The sequence below is a fragment of the Caballeronia sp. Lep1P3 genome, assembly GCF_022879595.1.
Classification (GTDB): Bacteria; Pseudomonadota; Gammaproteobacteria; order Burkholderiales; family Burkholderiaceae; genus Caballeronia.
In genome coordinates this window covers 23,716-38,767 of the sequence record NZ_CP084268.1, presented here as the reverse complement: position 1 = coordinate 38,767, position 15,052 = coordinate 23,716, and the positions used below count along the sequence as shown (strand labels likewise).

Genomic DNA, 15,052 nt, shown 5'->3' with positions numbered 1-15,052 from the left:
TGGCTGAATATCGAGGTCGATGAGGGTCTAGATGACGGGCGCGCGCGCGGCAGCGGCGCGTGCGGACGCGTCGGCTTCCGGCGGCAGCGTCTGAAAGCGCTCGAGTTCTTCCTCACTGCGATGACACAGCACCCGCGCGCCGTTGCCGAGCGTGCGCAACGCGGGCGCCGTGCGATTGCACACGCCGTCGATACGCATCGGACAGCGCGAAAGGAACGTGCAGAGTGCGGCGTTGCCGTCGGCGGCTCCGATCGGCTCCAGCGTCTGATGACATCGCTCGCTGGCTTCGTCGAGCCAGCCCGCGCGCAACTCCGGCGCGGACGACACGAGCAGATGCGAATACGGATGGAACGGCGGTGCGCAAAGCGCCGCCCGATCGCCCGTTTCCACGCGATGCCCCGCATACATCACGACGATGTCGTCGCTGATCGCGCGCACCTTCGCGATGTCGTGCGTGATGAAGAGATACGACACGCCGAGCTTCTGCTGCAGTTCGCGCAGCAAGTCGAGAATCGCGGCGCCCACGACCGTATCGAGCGCGGACGTCACTTCGTCGCAAAGAATCAGGTCCGGTTCGGCGGCGAGCGCCCGCGCGAGATTGACGCGCTGCTTCTGCCCGCCCGACAGCTCGCCCGTGCTGCGTTGCGCGCACGACGCGGGCAGCCGCACGAGTTCGAGCAGTTCGGCGACGCGGCGGCGCGCCTTGTCGCCTTTCATGCCGTGATAGAACTTGAGCGGCCGTGCAAGCGTGCGCTCCACGGTATGCATCGGGTTCAGCGCGGTATCGGCGTTCTGGAACACGATCTGGATGCGCCGGAACTGCTCGCGCGTGCGGCGGCGCAGATTGCCGGAAAGCGGTGCGCCGTCGAGCAGCAACTCGCCGCCCGCCATCGGCATCAGCCCCGCGATGACCTTCGCGAGCGTCGTCTTGCCCGAGCCCGATTCGCCGATCACGCCGACCGTCTGGCCGCGCCGGATCGTCAGATCGACGTCGTCGAGGATGATCTTCGCGGGCGCGCCTTTCGCGTCCTTGCGTCCGTAGCCGGCCGTCATGCGCCGCACTTCGAGCAGCGGCGTCTCGCTGGACGCCGGCGGCGCCGGATGCGTCGGCAAGACGGGCTGCACCGCCGCCACGAGGCTTTGCGTATAAGGATGCGCCGGCGCATGCAGGATCTGTTCGGTCGCGCCGACTTCGCGAATCTGGCCGTCGCTCAACACGACGATGCGGTCCGCCATTTGCGCGACCACGGCCAGATCGTGCGACACGTAGACCGCGGTCATCCCGTACTGGCGGATCACGCGCTTGAACGCCTGCAACACGTCGATCTGCGTCGTGACGTCGAGCGCGGTGGTCGGCTCGTCGAGAATCACGAGTTCGGGATCGGTGATGAGCGCCATGGCCGCCATCAGACGTTGCAGTTGCCCGCCCGAGACCTGATGCGGATAACGCCGCCCGATCGTCTCCGGCTCCGGCAGCGCGAGCGCGCGAAACAGTTCGACCGCCTTCGCCTGCGCTTCGCGCTTGCCGAGCGAGCCGTGGATCATCGCGCTTTCGATCACCTGATCCATGATCGCGCGCGCCGGATTGAACGCCGCCGCCGCGCTCTGCGCGATGTACGCGACGCGGCGTCCGCGCAGCGCGGCCAGGCCCTTAGCGGAGAGCGCGCGCACGTCCGTGTCGCCGATGCGGATCGAGCCGCCGGTGATGCGGCAGCCGCTGCGCGCGTGGCCCATCAGCGACAGCGCGATCGTCGTCTTGCCCGATCCCGACTCGCCGATGAGCGCGAGCACTTCGCCGCGCGCGATCTCGAAGTCGACATCGTGAACGATGGTCGTGTCCGGCTCCCCCGGCCGGCTGCCGACCACGCGCAGGCCGCGCACTTCGACAAGACGGCTCGATGCGTCGTTGGCGGCATCCGCCGCGCGATGAAAAAGTTCGGCGCCCATTAGTGTCCTCCGTCGTCAACAGCGGCCGCCTGCTTGCGTCGGCGGCCCCGATGCGGCAAGCCGTCGATCAGCAAATTCACGCCGACGGTCAGCACCGCGATGGCGATGGCAGGCAGGATCACCACCGGCGTGCCTTCGCCGAGGCCCGCGATGTTCTCGCGCACGAGCGAGCCCAAGTCCGCGTAAGGCGGCTGCACGCCGAGTCCGAGGAAGCTCAGGCTGCTCAACAGCAGCACGACGAACGTGAAGCGCAGGCCCGTGTCGGCGAGCATCGGATGCAGCATGTTCGGCAGCATCTCGAAGCACGCGATATAGAGCGCGCTTTCGCCGCGTGCCCGCGCCACCTGCACGTATTCGAGCGTGCCGATGTTGACGGCGAGCGAACGCGCGATGCGGTACGAGCCGGGCATGTAAGCGAACGCCGCTGTCAGGATCAGCAGCGTGAGCGACGAGCCGAACGCGGCCACGATCATCAGCGCGAACATTTTCGACGGAATCGACGTGATCGCGTCGAGCAGGCGGCTCATGGTCTCGTCGACGCGCCGGCCCGCCACGGCTGCGAGCAAGCCGAGCGTCGTGCCGGCGAGTGCGGCCAGCAATGCCGCGGCAAGCGCGAGCACGACGGTCAGCCGCGTGCCGTAGATGATGCGCGTGAGCATGTCGCGGCCGAGATAGTCGGAGCCGAGCGGCAGCTTCGCGCTCATGCCGGCGAACACGTCGGTCGTCACGATGCTGCCGACCTGATGCGGCGCGAGCCACGGCGCGAACACCGCGACGAAGAGCGCCAGGGACACCATTCCGAGACCGATCCAGCCGCCCGTCGAGAGCCCCATGCGCTGCGCGAGGCTGCGGCGGCGGACCGGCCGCGCGGAGGGTGCCGGCGCGCCGCCGCCCGGCGAACGCATGGGTTCGCCGCCGCCCGGCATCATCGTGCTGCGCTTGAGCGGATCGGCGGGATCGAGTTGGCTCGAAGGGATTCCATGAGTCGTCATGTCCGCAGCCTCGGGTTGGAGATGATGGCGCACAGGTCGGCCAGCAGCACGAGCACCAGATAACCGAGACAGAACAACAGCGTGCAGGCCTGCACGAGCGGGAAGTCGCGGTTACTGACGGCGTCGACCATCAGCTTGGCGAGACCCGGATAGTTGAAGATGGTCTCGACGACGATCACGCCGCCCAGCAGATACGACAGGCTCAGCGCAATGGCGTTCGCGATGGGACCGATGGCGTTGGGCAGCGCATGACGCAGCACCACGCGCGCGGGGCTCGCACCCTTGAGCATCGCCATTTCGACGTAGGACGAACTGAGCTGCTCGATCACCGCCGCGCGCGTCATGCGGGCCATCTGCGCAATGACGACGGCGCAGAGCGTGACGACCGGCATCGCGTAGGCGCGCAGGAAATCGTGCACGCTCTCGATCTCGCCGCCATACGAAAGCGCCGACAGCCAGTGCAGCTTCACCGCGAGCACCAGCACCGCGATCGTCGCGATCAGGAACTCCGGGGTCGCGACGAGCGACAGCGTGCCGAGACTCACGATGCGGTCGATGATCGACTCGCGGTTCACGGCCGCCAAAATGCCCGCCGAGACCGCCACCGGCACGGAAACCGCCGTCGTGATCGCGGCGAGCGTGAGCGACTTGGGCAGGCGCCCCGCGATCATTTCCGTCACCGGCAGGCTGCTCGAGAGCGACTGGCCGAAGTCGCCGTGGAAGAGCCCGACGAGCCAGTGCAGATAGCGCAGCCACGGCGCCTGATCCAGCCCGAACTGCTGGCGCAGCGCTGCGACCGTCTCCGGCGTGGCTTCCTGACCGAGCGCGGCTTGCGCGGCGTCGCCGGGCAGCAGGTTCGTGATCAGGAAAATGATGATCGAGACGATCACCAGCGTCAGCGCGGTCACCGCGATGCGCCGGCCGATCAGCCCGACGATGTTCCGGTTCATCTGTCAGCCCTCCTGTGAGTGGGCAACGCGGCGGCGCGCGGCCGCCGCTTGAGTCGTGTCACATCGTCACGCGTTCCACCAGACGTGCTCGGCGAACGAAAAGCCCATCATCGCGCCGGTCGGAATCGGCTTGAGACCCTGCAGGCGCTTGTCGTTCGCGTCGAGCAGGCTCAGGAAGGCGGGGATGCCGATGCCGCCCTGCTCCGACACGATCGCCTGCATGTCGCCGTACATCTGCTTGCGCTTGGCGTCGTCGGTTTCCGAGCGCGCGGCGGAGAGCAGCTGGTCGAACTTCGGGTTGTTCCAGCCGGACTCGTTCCACGGCGCATCCGACTTGAAGAACTGCGTGAACAGCACATCGGCGCTCGAACGCGGATTGACGCTGCCGAAGCCGAGCGGATGCTTCATCCAGTGCTGCGACCAGTAGCCGTCGGCCGGGACGCGGTTGATCGTCAGATTCACGCCGATCTTGGCCGCTGACTGCTGCAACAGCACGCCCATTTCGACGGAACCGTTCGCGTCGGTGGTGGCGTAGATCGGCGGGAGCGTCGTGCCGATGGCGCCCGCCTTCTGGAAGTAGAACTTCGCCTTGTCCGGGTCGTGCGGGCGCTGCGGCAGCGACGCGTTGAAGTAGCGATGCTCCGGCGGAATCGGCTGATCGTTGCCGATCACCGCATAGCCGCGAAACACCGCGGTCTTCACCTGCTCGCGGTCGAACAGATACTTCATGCCCTGCACGAAGTCCGCGTTGCCCGACATCGGGTTGTCGCGGCGCATGATGAGATCGGTGTACAGGCCGGATTTCGTTTCCCTGACTTCGTAGCCGTCCGTCGATGCGATGCGCTGCGTCGAACGCGGGTCGACCGAGTTGATGAGATGGACGTCGCCGGAGAGCAGCGCGTTGATACGAGCCGCGTCGTCGCCAATGCCGATCAGCTCGATCTGGTCGAGGTACGGGCCGCCGCCCGTCTTCCAGAAGTTGTCGTTGCGCACGCCGACGGTCGAGACGCCCGGCTTGAACGACTTGAGCTTGTACGGGCCGGTGCCGATGCCGGTGCTGAAGTCCGTCGTGCCGTCCTTCACGATCACGAACTGCGGCGTGGCGAGGATCACGGGCAAGTCGGCGTTCGCGGAAACGAGCGTCAGCGTCACTTCGTTCGGGCCGGTCTGCTTGGCGTCGGCGAACTGGTCGGCGAGCGTCTTCACCTTCGACGCCGTCGCCGCGTTCTTGTGACGCATGAGCGAGTAGGCAACATCGGCGGGGGTGAGCGGCTTGCCGTCGTGGAACGTGACGCCTCGGCGCAGCTTGATGACCCAGGTCTTGCCGTCGCTCGTGTCGATCGATTCGGCGAGATCCATGCGCGGCGTGAGCGATCCATCGAGCTGCGTGAGGCTGCTGTAGAACATGAAAAAGCGGATGTAGTCCGAGCCCGACGATCCCTTGGCGGGATCGAGCGTGTCGGCCGTCGATGACGCGTCATACGCGACGCGGATCTTTCCGCCCTTCTTGGGCGCAGGCGCCGCAAAAGCGGGCGCGGCGCCGGCCAAAAGACCGCCCGCGCCGGCCATTGCCATGCCGCCGGCTGCCAGCACGCGCAGCATGTCGCGGCGGCTCATGCCGCCTTTTCTGATTTCGTCGTCGTACATGACACCTGCTCCTCATTGACGGGTGGAACGTTGGATTGCATTACTGACGAAGGCCGTGCTGCTGCGTGAATCCTGCTGCATGAATCCGATAGCTGATTTAATCACCGCAAAAAATGCCGTTCACCGCGTTTCGCTGGACCCGACCATTCGAAATCACGGTTTTGCGTGGTCCGGACAGCATGTTTTGCCGTCGTCGGGAAAGACCCTGATGCATGCGCCTGCGCATTCATCGGGCGGCGCGCTCCCAACGCCCGGGCGCTCGTCGATGCACGCAGCACAAAATGCTGTGCGGCGGGTGAAAAACGCGGCGCATGCCCTCTTTTGGCGCGCTTTTGGCGAAGCGTCGGGCGGGCCGCAGTCGGTACCATCGGTACTGTCGGTAGTCGGTACTATCGGATCACACCGCGCGGCGCCGTCTCTTCATGTCCGATGCGGCGACGCACTCTAGGCGCACACCACGATGAACGACAACGCGAAACTGGACCGTATCGATCTGCACATCCTGGCGCAACTTCAGGAGCAAGGCCGCATGACGAACGACGAACTCGCGAACGCGGTGAGTCTTTCGCCTGCGTCGTGCCTCGCGCGCGTCGGGCGGCTGGAGCAGGCGGGCTACATCGCGGGCTACGGCGCGCGCCTGGATCTGCGCGCATTCGACGACGTGCAGACCGTCTTCGCCGAAATCACGCTGACCGACCGCCGACGCGAAGACTTCGCGAAGTTCGAGGCGGCGATCGGCGCGGTCGAAGAAATCGTCGAATGTCATCTCGCGAGCGGCGAGTACGACTACTTGCTCAAGTTCATTACCCGCAGCGTCAGCCACTATCACCGCGTGATCGAAGCGCTGATCGCGCGCGACATCGGCATCGACCGGCACTTCAGCTATGTGATCGTCCGCACGCCGTTGGTCAGGACCGGGTATCCGCTCGAATCGCTGTTTCCGCAGCCGCCCGCGTGACATTCCTGCGTTGGGCGACGTGCGCGCCCGCGCCGCCGCTCAGCCATTCGCCGGGCGTCGCGCCGAGCACGCGCTTGAAGTGGCGGCAAAGATGACTCTGGTCGAAGAAGCCGACTTCCGCCGCGACGACCGACGGCGGCAAGCCGCGGCTCAACAGGCATTGCGCCTCGCGCACCCGCACGAGCCGCACGTACTGCTGCGGCGAGATGCCGACCTCCGCGCTGAATCGCACGGCGAAACGCGAAATGCTCAGACCCGCGATGCCCGCGAGCGCCGACAGGCTGATCGGCTCCGCGAAACACGTTTCGATGAAATCCAGTGCGCGCTGAACAGCCTGCGTCGCGCGCGCCGTGTGCGCGTTCGGACCCGCAGCGGACGATGACATAAGACTCAGCATGGCGCGCGTCCACTCATGCGACCGCTCCCGCCGCGCCGTCCTCTGCGTGATGCTCCCCGACGCGGCTCGTCAGCACATGGCGCAGGAATTCGCGCGTGCGGGCCTCGCGCGGCGAACCGAGAACCTGCTGCGCCGTCCCCTCTTCGATAATCATTCCCGCATGCAGGAAGCACACGCGGTCGGCCACTTCGCGCGCGAAGCCCATCTCGTGCGTGACGACGAGCATGGTCATGCCTTCGCGGGCCAGCGTGCGCATCACGCCCAGCACTTCGCCGACGAGTTCGGGATCGAGCGCGGACGTGGGTTCATCGAAGAGAATCGCCTTCGGCTTCATCGCCAGCGATCTCGCGATCGCCACGCGCTGTTGCTGCCCGCCCGACAGTTGATGCGGATACGCGTGCAGCTTCTCTGCGAGTCCCACTTTCGCGAGCAGCTCGCCCGCCTCGCGGCGCGCTTGCGCGAGCGGTACGCGCTTGACGTGCACGGGCCCTTCCATGACGTTTTCGAGCGCCGTGCGATGCGGAAACAGATTGAACCGCTGAAAGACCATGCCCACTTGCGTGCGCAACTGGTTGATGTGGCGCGAGCGCTGTTCGACGCGCTGATCCATCAGCCTGATCTCGCCGGCGTCATAGGATTCGAGCGCGTTGATGCAGCGCAGGAGCGTCGACTTTCCCGAGCCCGACGCGCCGATCAGACACACCACCTCGCCCTGCTCGATCTTCAGGCTGATGCCCTTGAGCACCGGCACGGCGCCGAAGCTCTTGTGCACGTCCGTGATTTCGATCATCTCGACCTCGTTGCCCTGCGTTATTCCGTGTTCTCGCGCGTGCCCAAGCCCGCCGCGCTCATTTCGCCTTGTGCCGGCCGAAGCGCCGCTCGAGCGAACGCGTCATGCTCATGAGCGGCAGGCTCATCGCGAGATAGCCGAGCGCCACGAGCGTGTACACCGTCATGTTCTGAAACGTCGATGCCGCGATGAGCTGGCCTTCGCGCGTCATCTCGGCGACCGTGATAGTCGATGCGAGCGAGGAGTCCTTCAGCATCATCACGAGCGTGTTGCTGTAGGGCGGCAGCGCCACCTTGATGGCCTGCGGCAGGATCACGCGCACCATCGTCTTGACGCGGCCCATGCCGATGGATTGCGCCGCTTCGAACTGGCCGGGATCGACCGCTTCGATGCCCGAGCGGATGATCTCGGCGACGTAGGTCGAATAGCCGAAGCCCAGACCCAGGATGCTCGCCTGGAAAGCCGTCACCTGAACGTGAATGTCCGGCAGCACGAAGTAGATGTAGAACAGCAGCACGATCATCGGCAGGCCGCGCACCACGTTGATGAGCGTGCTCACCGCGCGCACCACGCCCGGATAGCGCGACATCTTGAGCAGTGCCCATACGAGACCGAGCGCCGTGCTCATCACGAGCGCGCCCAGCGTGATGACGACGCTCATCACCGCGCCTTCCAGCAGAATCGGTACAAAGTCGGCTATATCGTGCCAATGCATTTCACGCCTTGTTTCTTATCGCTCGTTGCAGTTCTTCGTCCCGCCGCGCTGTCCGATTGTTCGCGTCGAGGCGGGACGCCCCGTCCGTCGGGCGCGTCAGCCCGAGAAGTGCCACTTCTTGAGAATCGCGTCGAGGCTTCCGTCGGCCTTCATCTTGGTCAACGCTTCGTTGATTTTCGCGAGCAGCGCGTCGTTGCCCTTTTTCACGGCGATGGCGATCGGGAACTTGCGCATCGGCACGTAGCTGTCGTCCACGCGCGTGCCCGAGTTCGCGCCCGCGATTTCCTGCGCCTTCAGGATCGGATAGTCGTTGAAGCCCGCGACGATACGCCCGAGCGCTACGTCGCGCGTCATGTCGGCGGGACTGTCGTACATCTTCACTTCCTTGAAGATGCCGAGCGCCTGGAGCTGCGCGGCGTAGTCCGTGCCGGTCGGCGCGCCGATCGACATGCCCTTGAAGTCCTGCGCCGAGTGATACTGGTTCTTGTCGGAATCCTTCACGATGATGCCTTCGCCGAAGGCCGTGACCGGCTGCGAGAAATCGACCACTTCGGCGCGCTTGGGCGTGGGCGTCATGCCCGCGACGATGATGTCGATCTTGCCCGACACCACCGACTGAATGAGCGCGGCGAACGGCACCGCGTTGTAGTCCACGGCGAAACCCTCGCGCTTGCCGATTTCGCGCACGACATCGGGCATGAGGCCCTCGATCTTCTGCGTCTTCACGTTGAGATACGTGGTCGGCGCGCTCGACGGCGGCGAGCCCGCGCTGAGCGTCGGGGCATCGGCGGCGTGGGCGGCCGCGCCCAGGGTCATCGAGAGCGCGACGCCCGCGCCGAACGCCATGCGGCGAACGGCGCGCAGGCCGAAAAAGGAAGCAAGCGGGGAAGCAATCTCGAACGTGGAACGCGACATGGAAGATCCTCGGTAGACAGTGGTCGTGAATCGGGTCTGCGGCTCGCGCCGTTCACCGGCACGGCTCGCTATTCAACGCTTCAAACTTCGGTTCAGTGCAACACGTCCTGCAAGCGGTAATACGCGCCGACGAGCGGCAGGAACCACGCGCGTCCGAAATGCCCCGGAATCGCGGGCCAGTCGAGCGTGCGCCACGGATTGCGGGCGTTCGCGCCGAACATCACGTCGGCCATCACGCGGCCCATGTGCACCGACATCTGCACACCGTGGCCGCTATAGCCCATCGAATAGAACAGTCCTTCATGCTCGCCCGCGCGCGGCAGGCGGTCTGCGGTCATATCGACGAGACCGCCCCAGCAGTAGTCGATGCACACATCGGCCAGTTGCGGGAAGTACTGCGCGATGCCCGCCTGCAGAATGCGCCCGCTCTTCTCGTCCGAGCGCGGATTGGACATCGCGAAACGCGCACGGCCGCCGAACAAAAGACGCTCGTCGGGCGTCGCGCGAAAGTAGTTGCCGATATGACGCGTCGTCACGTAGGAACGGCGCGTCGGCAAGAGCGCGTCGAGCTTCGCGCGGCCGAGCGGTTCCGTCGCGACGATGAAACTGCCCACCGGCGCGATGCGTCTGCGAAACCATTGCAGCGGTCCCGTTTCGGATGCGCCCGTCGCGATCAGCACGCGATCCGCGCGCAGTGCGCCGCGCGCGCTTTGCACTTCGAACGCGCTGCCGCCGAGCGGCTTCAGGCCGGTCACGGGCGTGTCCTCGAAGATGCGCGCGCCGCGACGCGCCGCCGCTTCGGCGAGTCCGACGCCGAACTTGCCCATGTGCATCTGCATGCCGCGGCGTTGCACGAGGCCACCGAAGAAGCGGTCGGACGCGATCTCGTCGCGCATGCGCTCGGGCGGCACGAGTTCGACATCGGGATCGACCTCGCGTTTGAGCACTTCGTAGGACTTCGCGAGCGACGCGAAATGCTGCGGCTTCGCGGCCAGCTTGATCTTGCCGCTGTCCCGCAGATCGCAGTCGATGCCCTCTTCGACGATGATCGAGCGTACCGTCTCCACGGCGAGCGCGTATGCGCGGTAGAACTCCGACGCGCGCTCGCGCCCGATGCGCGCCGACAACGACGCATAGTCCTGCGCGACGCCGGTATTGCAGTGTCCGCCGTTGCGCCCCGACGCCTGCGCGGCGAGCCGTCCGGCTTCGAGGACGACGACCGACACGCCGCGCTTCGCCAGTTCGAGCGCCGCCGATAGGCCCGTGAAGCCGCCGCCCACCACCGCCACGTCGACCCGCGCGGGAAGCGGTCCCTGATCGGGCTTCGAAAAGCGTGGCGCGGTGTCGAGCCAGTAGGAATCGAGCTTCATGCGCTTGCGTGTCCTGTCGAGCGTTAGCGGAGACGAACGAACGATGCGTTCAGAGGCCGAGCAGCGACGCGAGCTGCCCGATGTCCGAGACTTCGTTCACGCCGTAGTACGGATTCACCGGTTCATGGCGACGATTGACGAACGCCTTGTTCTTGATGCCCATGTCGTATGCGGTCATCAGGTCGTAACGGAAGCTCGACGACACATGCAGCACGTCTTCCGGATTGCAATCGAGCTGCGAGAACATGTATTCGAACGCCTTCTGCAGCGGCTTGTACGCCTGCGCCTGCTGCGCGGTGTAGACCTTGTGAAACGGCGCGCCGAGCTTGTCGACGTTGCTCTGGATCTGATCGTCGGATGCGTTCGACAGAATCACGAGCTTGTACTTCTTCGCGAGACGCGACAGCCCTTCCGGGACGTCCGCATGCGGGCCCCAGCTCGGCACCGCTTCATAGATCTTCTGCGCGGCGGCGATATCGAACGGCACGCCGGTGCGCTCGCAGGTGCGCCGCACCGAATTCACCACGACGTCGCGATACGGCTTCCACGCGCCCAGCACTTCGTCGAGCCGGTAGCCGCGGAAGAATTCGGCGAATTCGTCCATCTTCGCGGGATCGAGCTTGTCGCCGTAAAGCTGGCGTGCCGTCTCGCCCATCTGGAAGTTGGTGAGCGTGCCGTAGCAGTCGAACGTGATGTACTTCGGCTCGAAATCGATCATGGTCAGCATCCTGTCGTCGTGGCGAATCCGTGGATTCAGGTTCGGGGGGTGTTTCAGGGTGAACGGTGATGTCGCGCTTACATCGCGTCGAAGTCGATCAGCACGCTCTTATGGCGCATGCTTGCTTCGAGCGCCTGGCGGCCGAGATCCTTACCGATGCCCGACTGCTTGAAGCCGCCGGTCGGGATGATCATGTCGCCGCTTCGGCCGTATCGATTGATCCAGACGGTGCCCGCCGCAATCCGGCGCATCGCGCGCAACGCCTGGCCGATGTCGCTCGAATGAATGCCCGCGGCGAGGCCATAGATCGGATGTCCCGCGAGCGCGATGCCTTCGTCTTCGTCATCGAAGGTCTGCACGGTGAGTACCGGGCCGAACAGTTCTTCGCGCACGGCGGGCGTGTCGGAGGTGACGTTGCCGAGCAGCGCCGGACGATGAAAGAAGCCCTCGTCCGTGTCTTCGAAATAGCCGCCGCCGAAGAGCACTTCGGCGCCCGATGCGCGGCTCTCCTCCACCAGCCGGTCGATCCGTTCGGCCTGCGCGCGGCTGATGATCGGCGAATACGCCGTCGTGCTGCGCCACAGCGGTCCTGCCGCGACGTTGCGAAGCTGAGCCTTGATCGCGTCGACGAGCGCATCCGCGATGCCCCGATGAACGATGAGCCGCGTGCCGGCCACGCACGCCTGACCGCCGTTCGCGATGAACCCGCTTGCGATGCATCGCGCGGTGTGCTCCAGATTCGTCACGCGCTCGAACACGAGTTGCGGACTCTTGCCGCCGAGTTCGAGCGTGACCGGCTTGGTGCCGTGCATCGCGGCGTCGCTCATGATGACGGCGCCCGTGCGCGTCGAGCCGGTGAAGCTGATCTTGGAAATGTCGGGATGACGCGTGAGCGCCGCGCCCGTCGTTGCGCCCCGGCCGTTGACGACGTTGAAGATGCCCGCCGGCATGCCCGCTTCGACCGCCAGTTCGGCGAGACGCATCGTCGAGAAAGGCGTCATCTCGGACGGTTTCAGCACGACGGCGTTACCCGCCGCGAGCGCGGGGCCGCACTTCCACGAACACATCGACAGGGGGAAATTCCACGGCGTGATTGCGCCGATCACGCCATACGGCTCCGACGCGACGAAGCCGAGACTGTCGCGCCGCGTCGCCGCGATGTCGCCGCCGAGCTTGTCGGCGAGTTCCGCGAAGAAGCGGATGGCCTCCGCCGTGAACGGCACATCCGACGCATACGCTTGCGCGACGGGACGCGTCGAGCTGACGGCTTCGAGCTGGGCGAGGCTGACCGCGTGGTGATCGATGAGCTCCGCCCAGCGCGTCAGAACCTTCGCCCGCTCGCGCGGCGAGCGCGTGGCCCAGCCGCTCGTCTTCCACGCCTCATGCGCGTTGCTCACCGCGAAGTCGACCGTGCCGGCGGATGCGTCCGGTACATGGCCGAGCAGCTTGCCGTCCGAAGGCCTGAGAACCGCGATCTGCGCCTCATCGGTCTGGCGGTAAGCACCGCCGATGAAATGTCCCTGAGGCAACTGAACTGCTGACGGATCGAAATCGAGTGACGGGGTGGACATGCTCTGCCTGTTCGGTTAGCGGAATAGAGTTCCGGATGCGCCTCGCGGCGCGCACCTGGGCGTTGCTTCTGTCCGTTCATCGGTTTGCACCGGAATGAACAGCATCGAATGGAATTCATTATAGTGAACAAAAAATGAATTCCTAGTGGTCAAAAATAATCATCCGAAAAAGTCTGCGGAGGGTGCGTCAGTCAGGAAACGTCGTGGAAGAGACGCCGCGAAGGAGGCGTCGGAAACGAACGACCGTTGCATTCAGCAAGGCGGGGAAGCGGGGAACCGACGAAGCGAGGAAGCGAAGCGAGGAGGCGCAGCCGCCGTCATCGACGGACTGCGCAGAGACAAACGCGCAGACTCAGAGATGAATGACGGGCGGCTGCGTGTTCATGATCCACAAGAGACGCGCGGCTTTCTTGCTTTCGTTGTGCACGCTATGCGGCACGGTGCTCTTGAACTGAAAACTGTCTCCCGCGCGCAGTTCGCAGCGGCGCTCGCCCACGTACAGCACGACCGCGCCTTCCAGCACGAGGCCCGCCTTCTCGCCGATGCCGACCAGCACTTCTTCGGAGCCGGAGCCCGCTGGCAGCATGATGATCATCATCTGCAAGTCGTGATCGCCGTGCGGCGACAGCAGCTCCTTTTGCATGCCGTTCTTGCCGACTTCGAAGAGCGGACGCTCGGCGGCCTTGCGCACGAAATCGCCGGTGACGGGATCGGAGACTGCGTCGTCTTCCTCCAGCAAGGCGCTGAGCGGCACTTCCAATGCCTGACGCAGCTTTTCGAGGATGCGCACCGATGGATTGGCCTTGTTGCGCTCCACCTGACTGATGGTGCCGACGGACACGCCGGCACGGATCGCCAGTTCGTTGACCGACAAGCCGTGCGCGAGGCGCTGCGCCTTCAGTCGCGCCCCGACATCCGCATGGCTCGACGCGGTCGTGTCTCGCTTGTTGAGTTGTGTGCGCGGCATAGACTTTTTTCCATCCAGTGACGATGCGGGCAGTCGACGGCCCGCTTTCGGGATCTCGCGCGTTGAACATCCGCGCCAATTCGATCATTATATTGAATAAAACGGCGCGGACAGCAGTGAAAAATTGAAGCAGCCGTGCGCCGCACCCCGACAATAAGATCGTCCTATCAACCGAATGGAGCCGCGTGGGAGAGTGATATCTCGTCATGCCGCCCGCAGGAGAACGAAGTGTCAGACTCATTCGCCGCCGACAGCCTCATCTATCGCCCTTTCACCGCCGATGACATCCCCGCCGCGCACGGCCTCTCGGTGGCCGTGCAGTGGCCGCATCGCGCCGAAGACTGGCGCGACATGTTCGACGCCGGCACCGGCTTCGTCGCGCAGGACGACGGCGCGGTGATCGGCACCGCGTTGTGCTGGAAGTTCGGCGCGGATCGCGGCACGCTCGGTCTCGTGATCGTGTCGCCGGAACAACAGGGGCGAGGCATCGGGCGCAGGCTGATGGAACTGGTGCTCGAAGAGCTCGGCAGCCGCATCACTTTTCTGCATGCGACGGAAGCGGGCAAGCCGCTTTACGAAAAGCTCGGCTTCGCGGATTGCGGGTCGATCGATCAGCACCAGGGCCCGGTCGCGGACGTGCCCGCTATCGCGCCGCCCGCCGGGGAGCGACTTCGCCCGATGACGGCCGCCGATGCCGCGAAGATCACCGAACTGGCATCGCGTGCGAGCGGCTTCGATCGCAGCGACTTGATGCCCGCGCTGCTCGCATCGGCGCAAGGCGTCGTGCTGGAGCGCGACGGCGACATGCTCGGCTTTTCGCTGCTGCGCGACTTCGGCAGGGGCCTCGTGATCGGGCCGGTGGTCGCGACGGATTCGCCGGACGCCGTGCGCGCGAAATCGCTCATCACGTATTGGCTGGCGAAGCGGACCGGTGCCTTCGTGCGCATGGACGTGCCCGCGGGCACCGGGATCAACGACTGGCTGACGAGCGCCGGCCTCAAGCATGTCAGCTCGGTCGTGAAGATGGTGCGAAACGCGCCCGCGAGCGACCACAGCGGGCCGCCCGACGAGACGTATCGCGGGTTCGGCATGATCAATCAGGCGATGGCGTAAGA

General features: G+C 65.4%; 14 protein-coding genes. 2 read left to right on the top strand and 12 right to left on the bottom strand.

Annotated elements, in window-relative coordinates:
- Nucleotides 1–27: 27 nt before the first annotated feature.
- The 4 genes from LDZ27_RS24520 to LDZ27_RS24505 all read right to left on the bottom strand — a co-directional run bounded on the left by LDZ27_RS24520 (nucleotide 28) and on the right by LDZ27_RS24505 (nucleotide 5,536).
- Nucleotides 28–1,947: an ABC transporter ATP-binding protein gene (locus tag LDZ27_RS24520; RefSeq protein WP_244818285.1), complete on the bottom strand. Its 1,920-nt coding sequence runs from the start codon at nucleotides 1,945–1,947 to the stop codon at nucleotides 28–30.
- Complete coding sequence (locus tag LDZ27_RS24515; RefSeq protein ID WP_244818284.1) at nucleotides 1,947–2,939, bottom strand: ABC transporter permease; 993 nt, start codon at nucleotides 2,937–2,939, stop codon at nucleotides 1,947–1,949. The genes LDZ27_RS24520 and LDZ27_RS24515 overlap by 1 nt, the downstream gene beginning before the upstream one ends.
- Nucleotides 2,936–3,889 carry an ABC transporter permease gene (locus LDZ27_RS24510; RefSeq protein WP_244818283.1) on the bottom strand — a complete coding sequence of 318 codons (954 nt, stop codon included), beginning with the start codon at nucleotides 3,887–3,889 and terminating at the stop codon, nucleotides 2,936–2,938. The genes LDZ27_RS24515 and LDZ27_RS24510 overlap by 4 nt, the downstream gene beginning before the upstream one ends.
- A gap of 66 nt (nucleotides 3,890–3,955) precedes the next feature.
- A complete protein-coding gene (locus tag LDZ27_RS24505; RefSeq protein WP_244818282.1) occupies nucleotides 3,956–5,536 on the bottom strand; it encodes an ABC transporter substrate-binding protein in 1,581 nt (526 codons plus the stop codon).
- A 460-nt stretch (nucleotides 5,537–5,996) separates the two neighbouring features.
- Between LDZ27_RS24505 and LDZ27_RS24500 the strand changes: the two genes are divergently transcribed.
- Entirely contained in the window at nucleotides 5,997–6,494 is a 498-nt protein-coding gene (locus tag LDZ27_RS24500) for an Lrp/AsnC family transcriptional regulator (RefSeq protein ID WP_244818281.1), read from the top strand.
- Here LDZ27_RS24500 and LDZ27_RS24495 read toward each other — a convergent pair.
- The 8 genes from LDZ27_RS24495 to LDZ27_RS24460 form a co-directional block, all read right to left on the bottom strand.
- Nucleotides 6,445–6,891, bottom strand: a complete 447-nt coding sequence (locus LDZ27_RS24495; protein ID WP_244818280.1) for a helix-turn-helix domain-containing protein — start codon at nucleotides 6,889–6,891, stop codon at nucleotides 6,445–6,447. The two genes, LDZ27_RS24500 and LDZ27_RS24495, sit on opposite strands and share 50 nt — an antisense overlap.
- Nucleotides 6,892–6,904: 13 nt before the next feature.
- Nucleotides 6,905–7,681 (bottom strand): amino acid ABC transporter ATP-binding protein, encoded by a 777-nt coding sequence (locus LDZ27_RS24490; protein WP_244818279.1) that lies wholly within the window; start codon nucleotides 7,679–7,681, stop codon nucleotides 6,905–6,907.
- 58 nt (nucleotides 7,682–7,739) lie between these two features.
- A complete protein-coding gene (locus LDZ27_RS24485) occupies nucleotides 7,740–8,396 on the bottom strand; it encodes an amino acid ABC transporter permease (RefSeq protein ID WP_244818278.1) in 657 nt (218 codons plus the stop codon).
- Nucleotides 8,397–8,492: 96 nt separating this feature from the next.
- On the bottom strand, nucleotides 8,493–9,311 hold the full coding sequence (locus LDZ27_RS24480; RefSeq protein WP_244818277.1) for an ABC transporter substrate-binding protein: 819 nt from the start codon (nucleotides 9,309–9,311) through the stop codon (nucleotides 8,493–8,495).
- 92 nt (nucleotides 9,312–9,403) lie between these two features.
- Nucleotides 9,404–10,681: an FAD-binding oxidoreductase gene (locus LDZ27_RS24475; RefSeq protein WP_244818276.1), complete on the bottom strand. Its 1,278-nt coding sequence runs from the start codon at nucleotides 10,679–10,681 to the stop codon at nucleotides 9,404–9,406.
- Between the two features lie 49 nt (nucleotides 10,682–10,730).
- Nucleotides 10,731–11,399: a haloacid dehalogenase type II gene (locus tag LDZ27_RS24470; RefSeq protein ID WP_244818458.1), complete on the bottom strand. Its 669-nt coding sequence runs from the start codon at nucleotides 11,397–11,399 to the stop codon at nucleotides 10,731–10,733.
- A gap of 77 nt (nucleotides 11,400–11,476) precedes the next feature.
- Nucleotides 11,477–12,970 (bottom strand): aldehyde dehydrogenase, encoded by a 1,494-nt coding sequence (locus LDZ27_RS24465; protein ID WP_244818275.1) that lies wholly within the window; start codon nucleotides 12,968–12,970, stop codon nucleotides 11,477–11,479.
- 352 nt (nucleotides 12,971–13,322) lie between these two features.
- A complete protein-coding gene (locus LDZ27_RS24460; protein WP_244818274.1) occupies nucleotides 13,323–13,937 on the bottom strand; it encodes a cupin domain-containing protein in 615 nt (204 codons plus the stop codon).
- Between the two features lie 228 nt (nucleotides 13,938–14,165).
- On the opposite strand from LDZ27_RS24460, the gene LDZ27_RS24455 reads away from it, so the two are divergent.
- On the top strand, nucleotides 14,166–15,050 hold the full coding sequence (locus LDZ27_RS24455; protein ID WP_244818273.1) for a GNAT family N-acetyltransferase: 885 nt from the start codon (nucleotides 14,166–14,168) through the stop codon (nucleotides 15,048–15,050).
- Nucleotides 15,051–15,052: the final 2 nt, after the last annotated feature.

Bases quoted from the DNA above. Each gene is read 5' to 3' on its own strand.
- LDZ27_RS24520 (WP_244818285.1), bottom strand. From the start codon at position 1,947: ATGGGCGCCGAACTTTTTCATCGCGCGGCGGATGCCGCCAACGACGCA.
- LDZ27_RS24515 (WP_244818284.1), bottom strand. From the start codon at position 2,939: ATGACGACTCATGGAATCCCTTCGAGCCAACTCGATCCCGCCGATCCG.
- LDZ27_RS24510 (WP_244818283.1), bottom strand. From the start codon at position 3,889: ATGAACCGGAACATCGTCGGGCTGATCGGCCGGCGCATCGCGGTGACC.
- LDZ27_RS24505 (WP_244818282.1), bottom strand. From the start codon at position 5,536: ATGTACGACGACGAAATCAGAAAAGGCGGCATGAGCCGCCGCGACATG.
- LDZ27_RS24500 (WP_244818281.1), top strand. From the start codon at position 5,997: ATGAACGACAACGCGAAACTGGACCGTATCGATCTGCACATCCTGGCG.
- LDZ27_RS24495 (WP_244818280.1), bottom strand. From the start codon at position 6,891: ATGCTGAGTCTTATGTCATCGTCCGCTGCGGGTCCGAACGCGCACACG.
- LDZ27_RS24490 (WP_244818279.1), bottom strand. From the start codon at position 7,681: ATGATCGAAATCACGGACGTGCACAAGAGCTTCGGCGCCGTGCCGGTG.
- LDZ27_RS24485 (WP_244818278.1), bottom strand. From the start codon at position 8,396: ATGCATTGGCACGATATAGCCGACTTTGTACCGATTCTGCTGGAAGGC.
- LDZ27_RS24480 (WP_244818277.1), bottom strand. From the start codon at position 9,311: ATGTCGCGTTCCACGTTCGAGATTGCTTCCCCGCTTGCTTCCTTTTTC.
- LDZ27_RS24475 (WP_244818276.1), bottom strand. From the start codon at position 10,681: ATGAAGCTCGATTCCTACTGGCTCGACACCGCGCCACGCTTTTCGAAG.
- LDZ27_RS24470 (WP_244818458.1), bottom strand. From the start codon at position 11,399: ATGATCGATTTCGAGCCGAAGTACATCACGTTCGACTGCTACGGCACG.
- LDZ27_RS24465 (WP_244818275.1), bottom strand. From the start codon at position 12,970: ATGTCCACCCCGTCACTCGATTTCGATCCGTCAGCAGTTCAGTTGCCT.
- LDZ27_RS24460 (WP_244818274.1), bottom strand. From the start codon at position 13,937: ATGCCGCGCACACAACTCAACAAGCGAGACACGACCGCGTCGAGCCAT.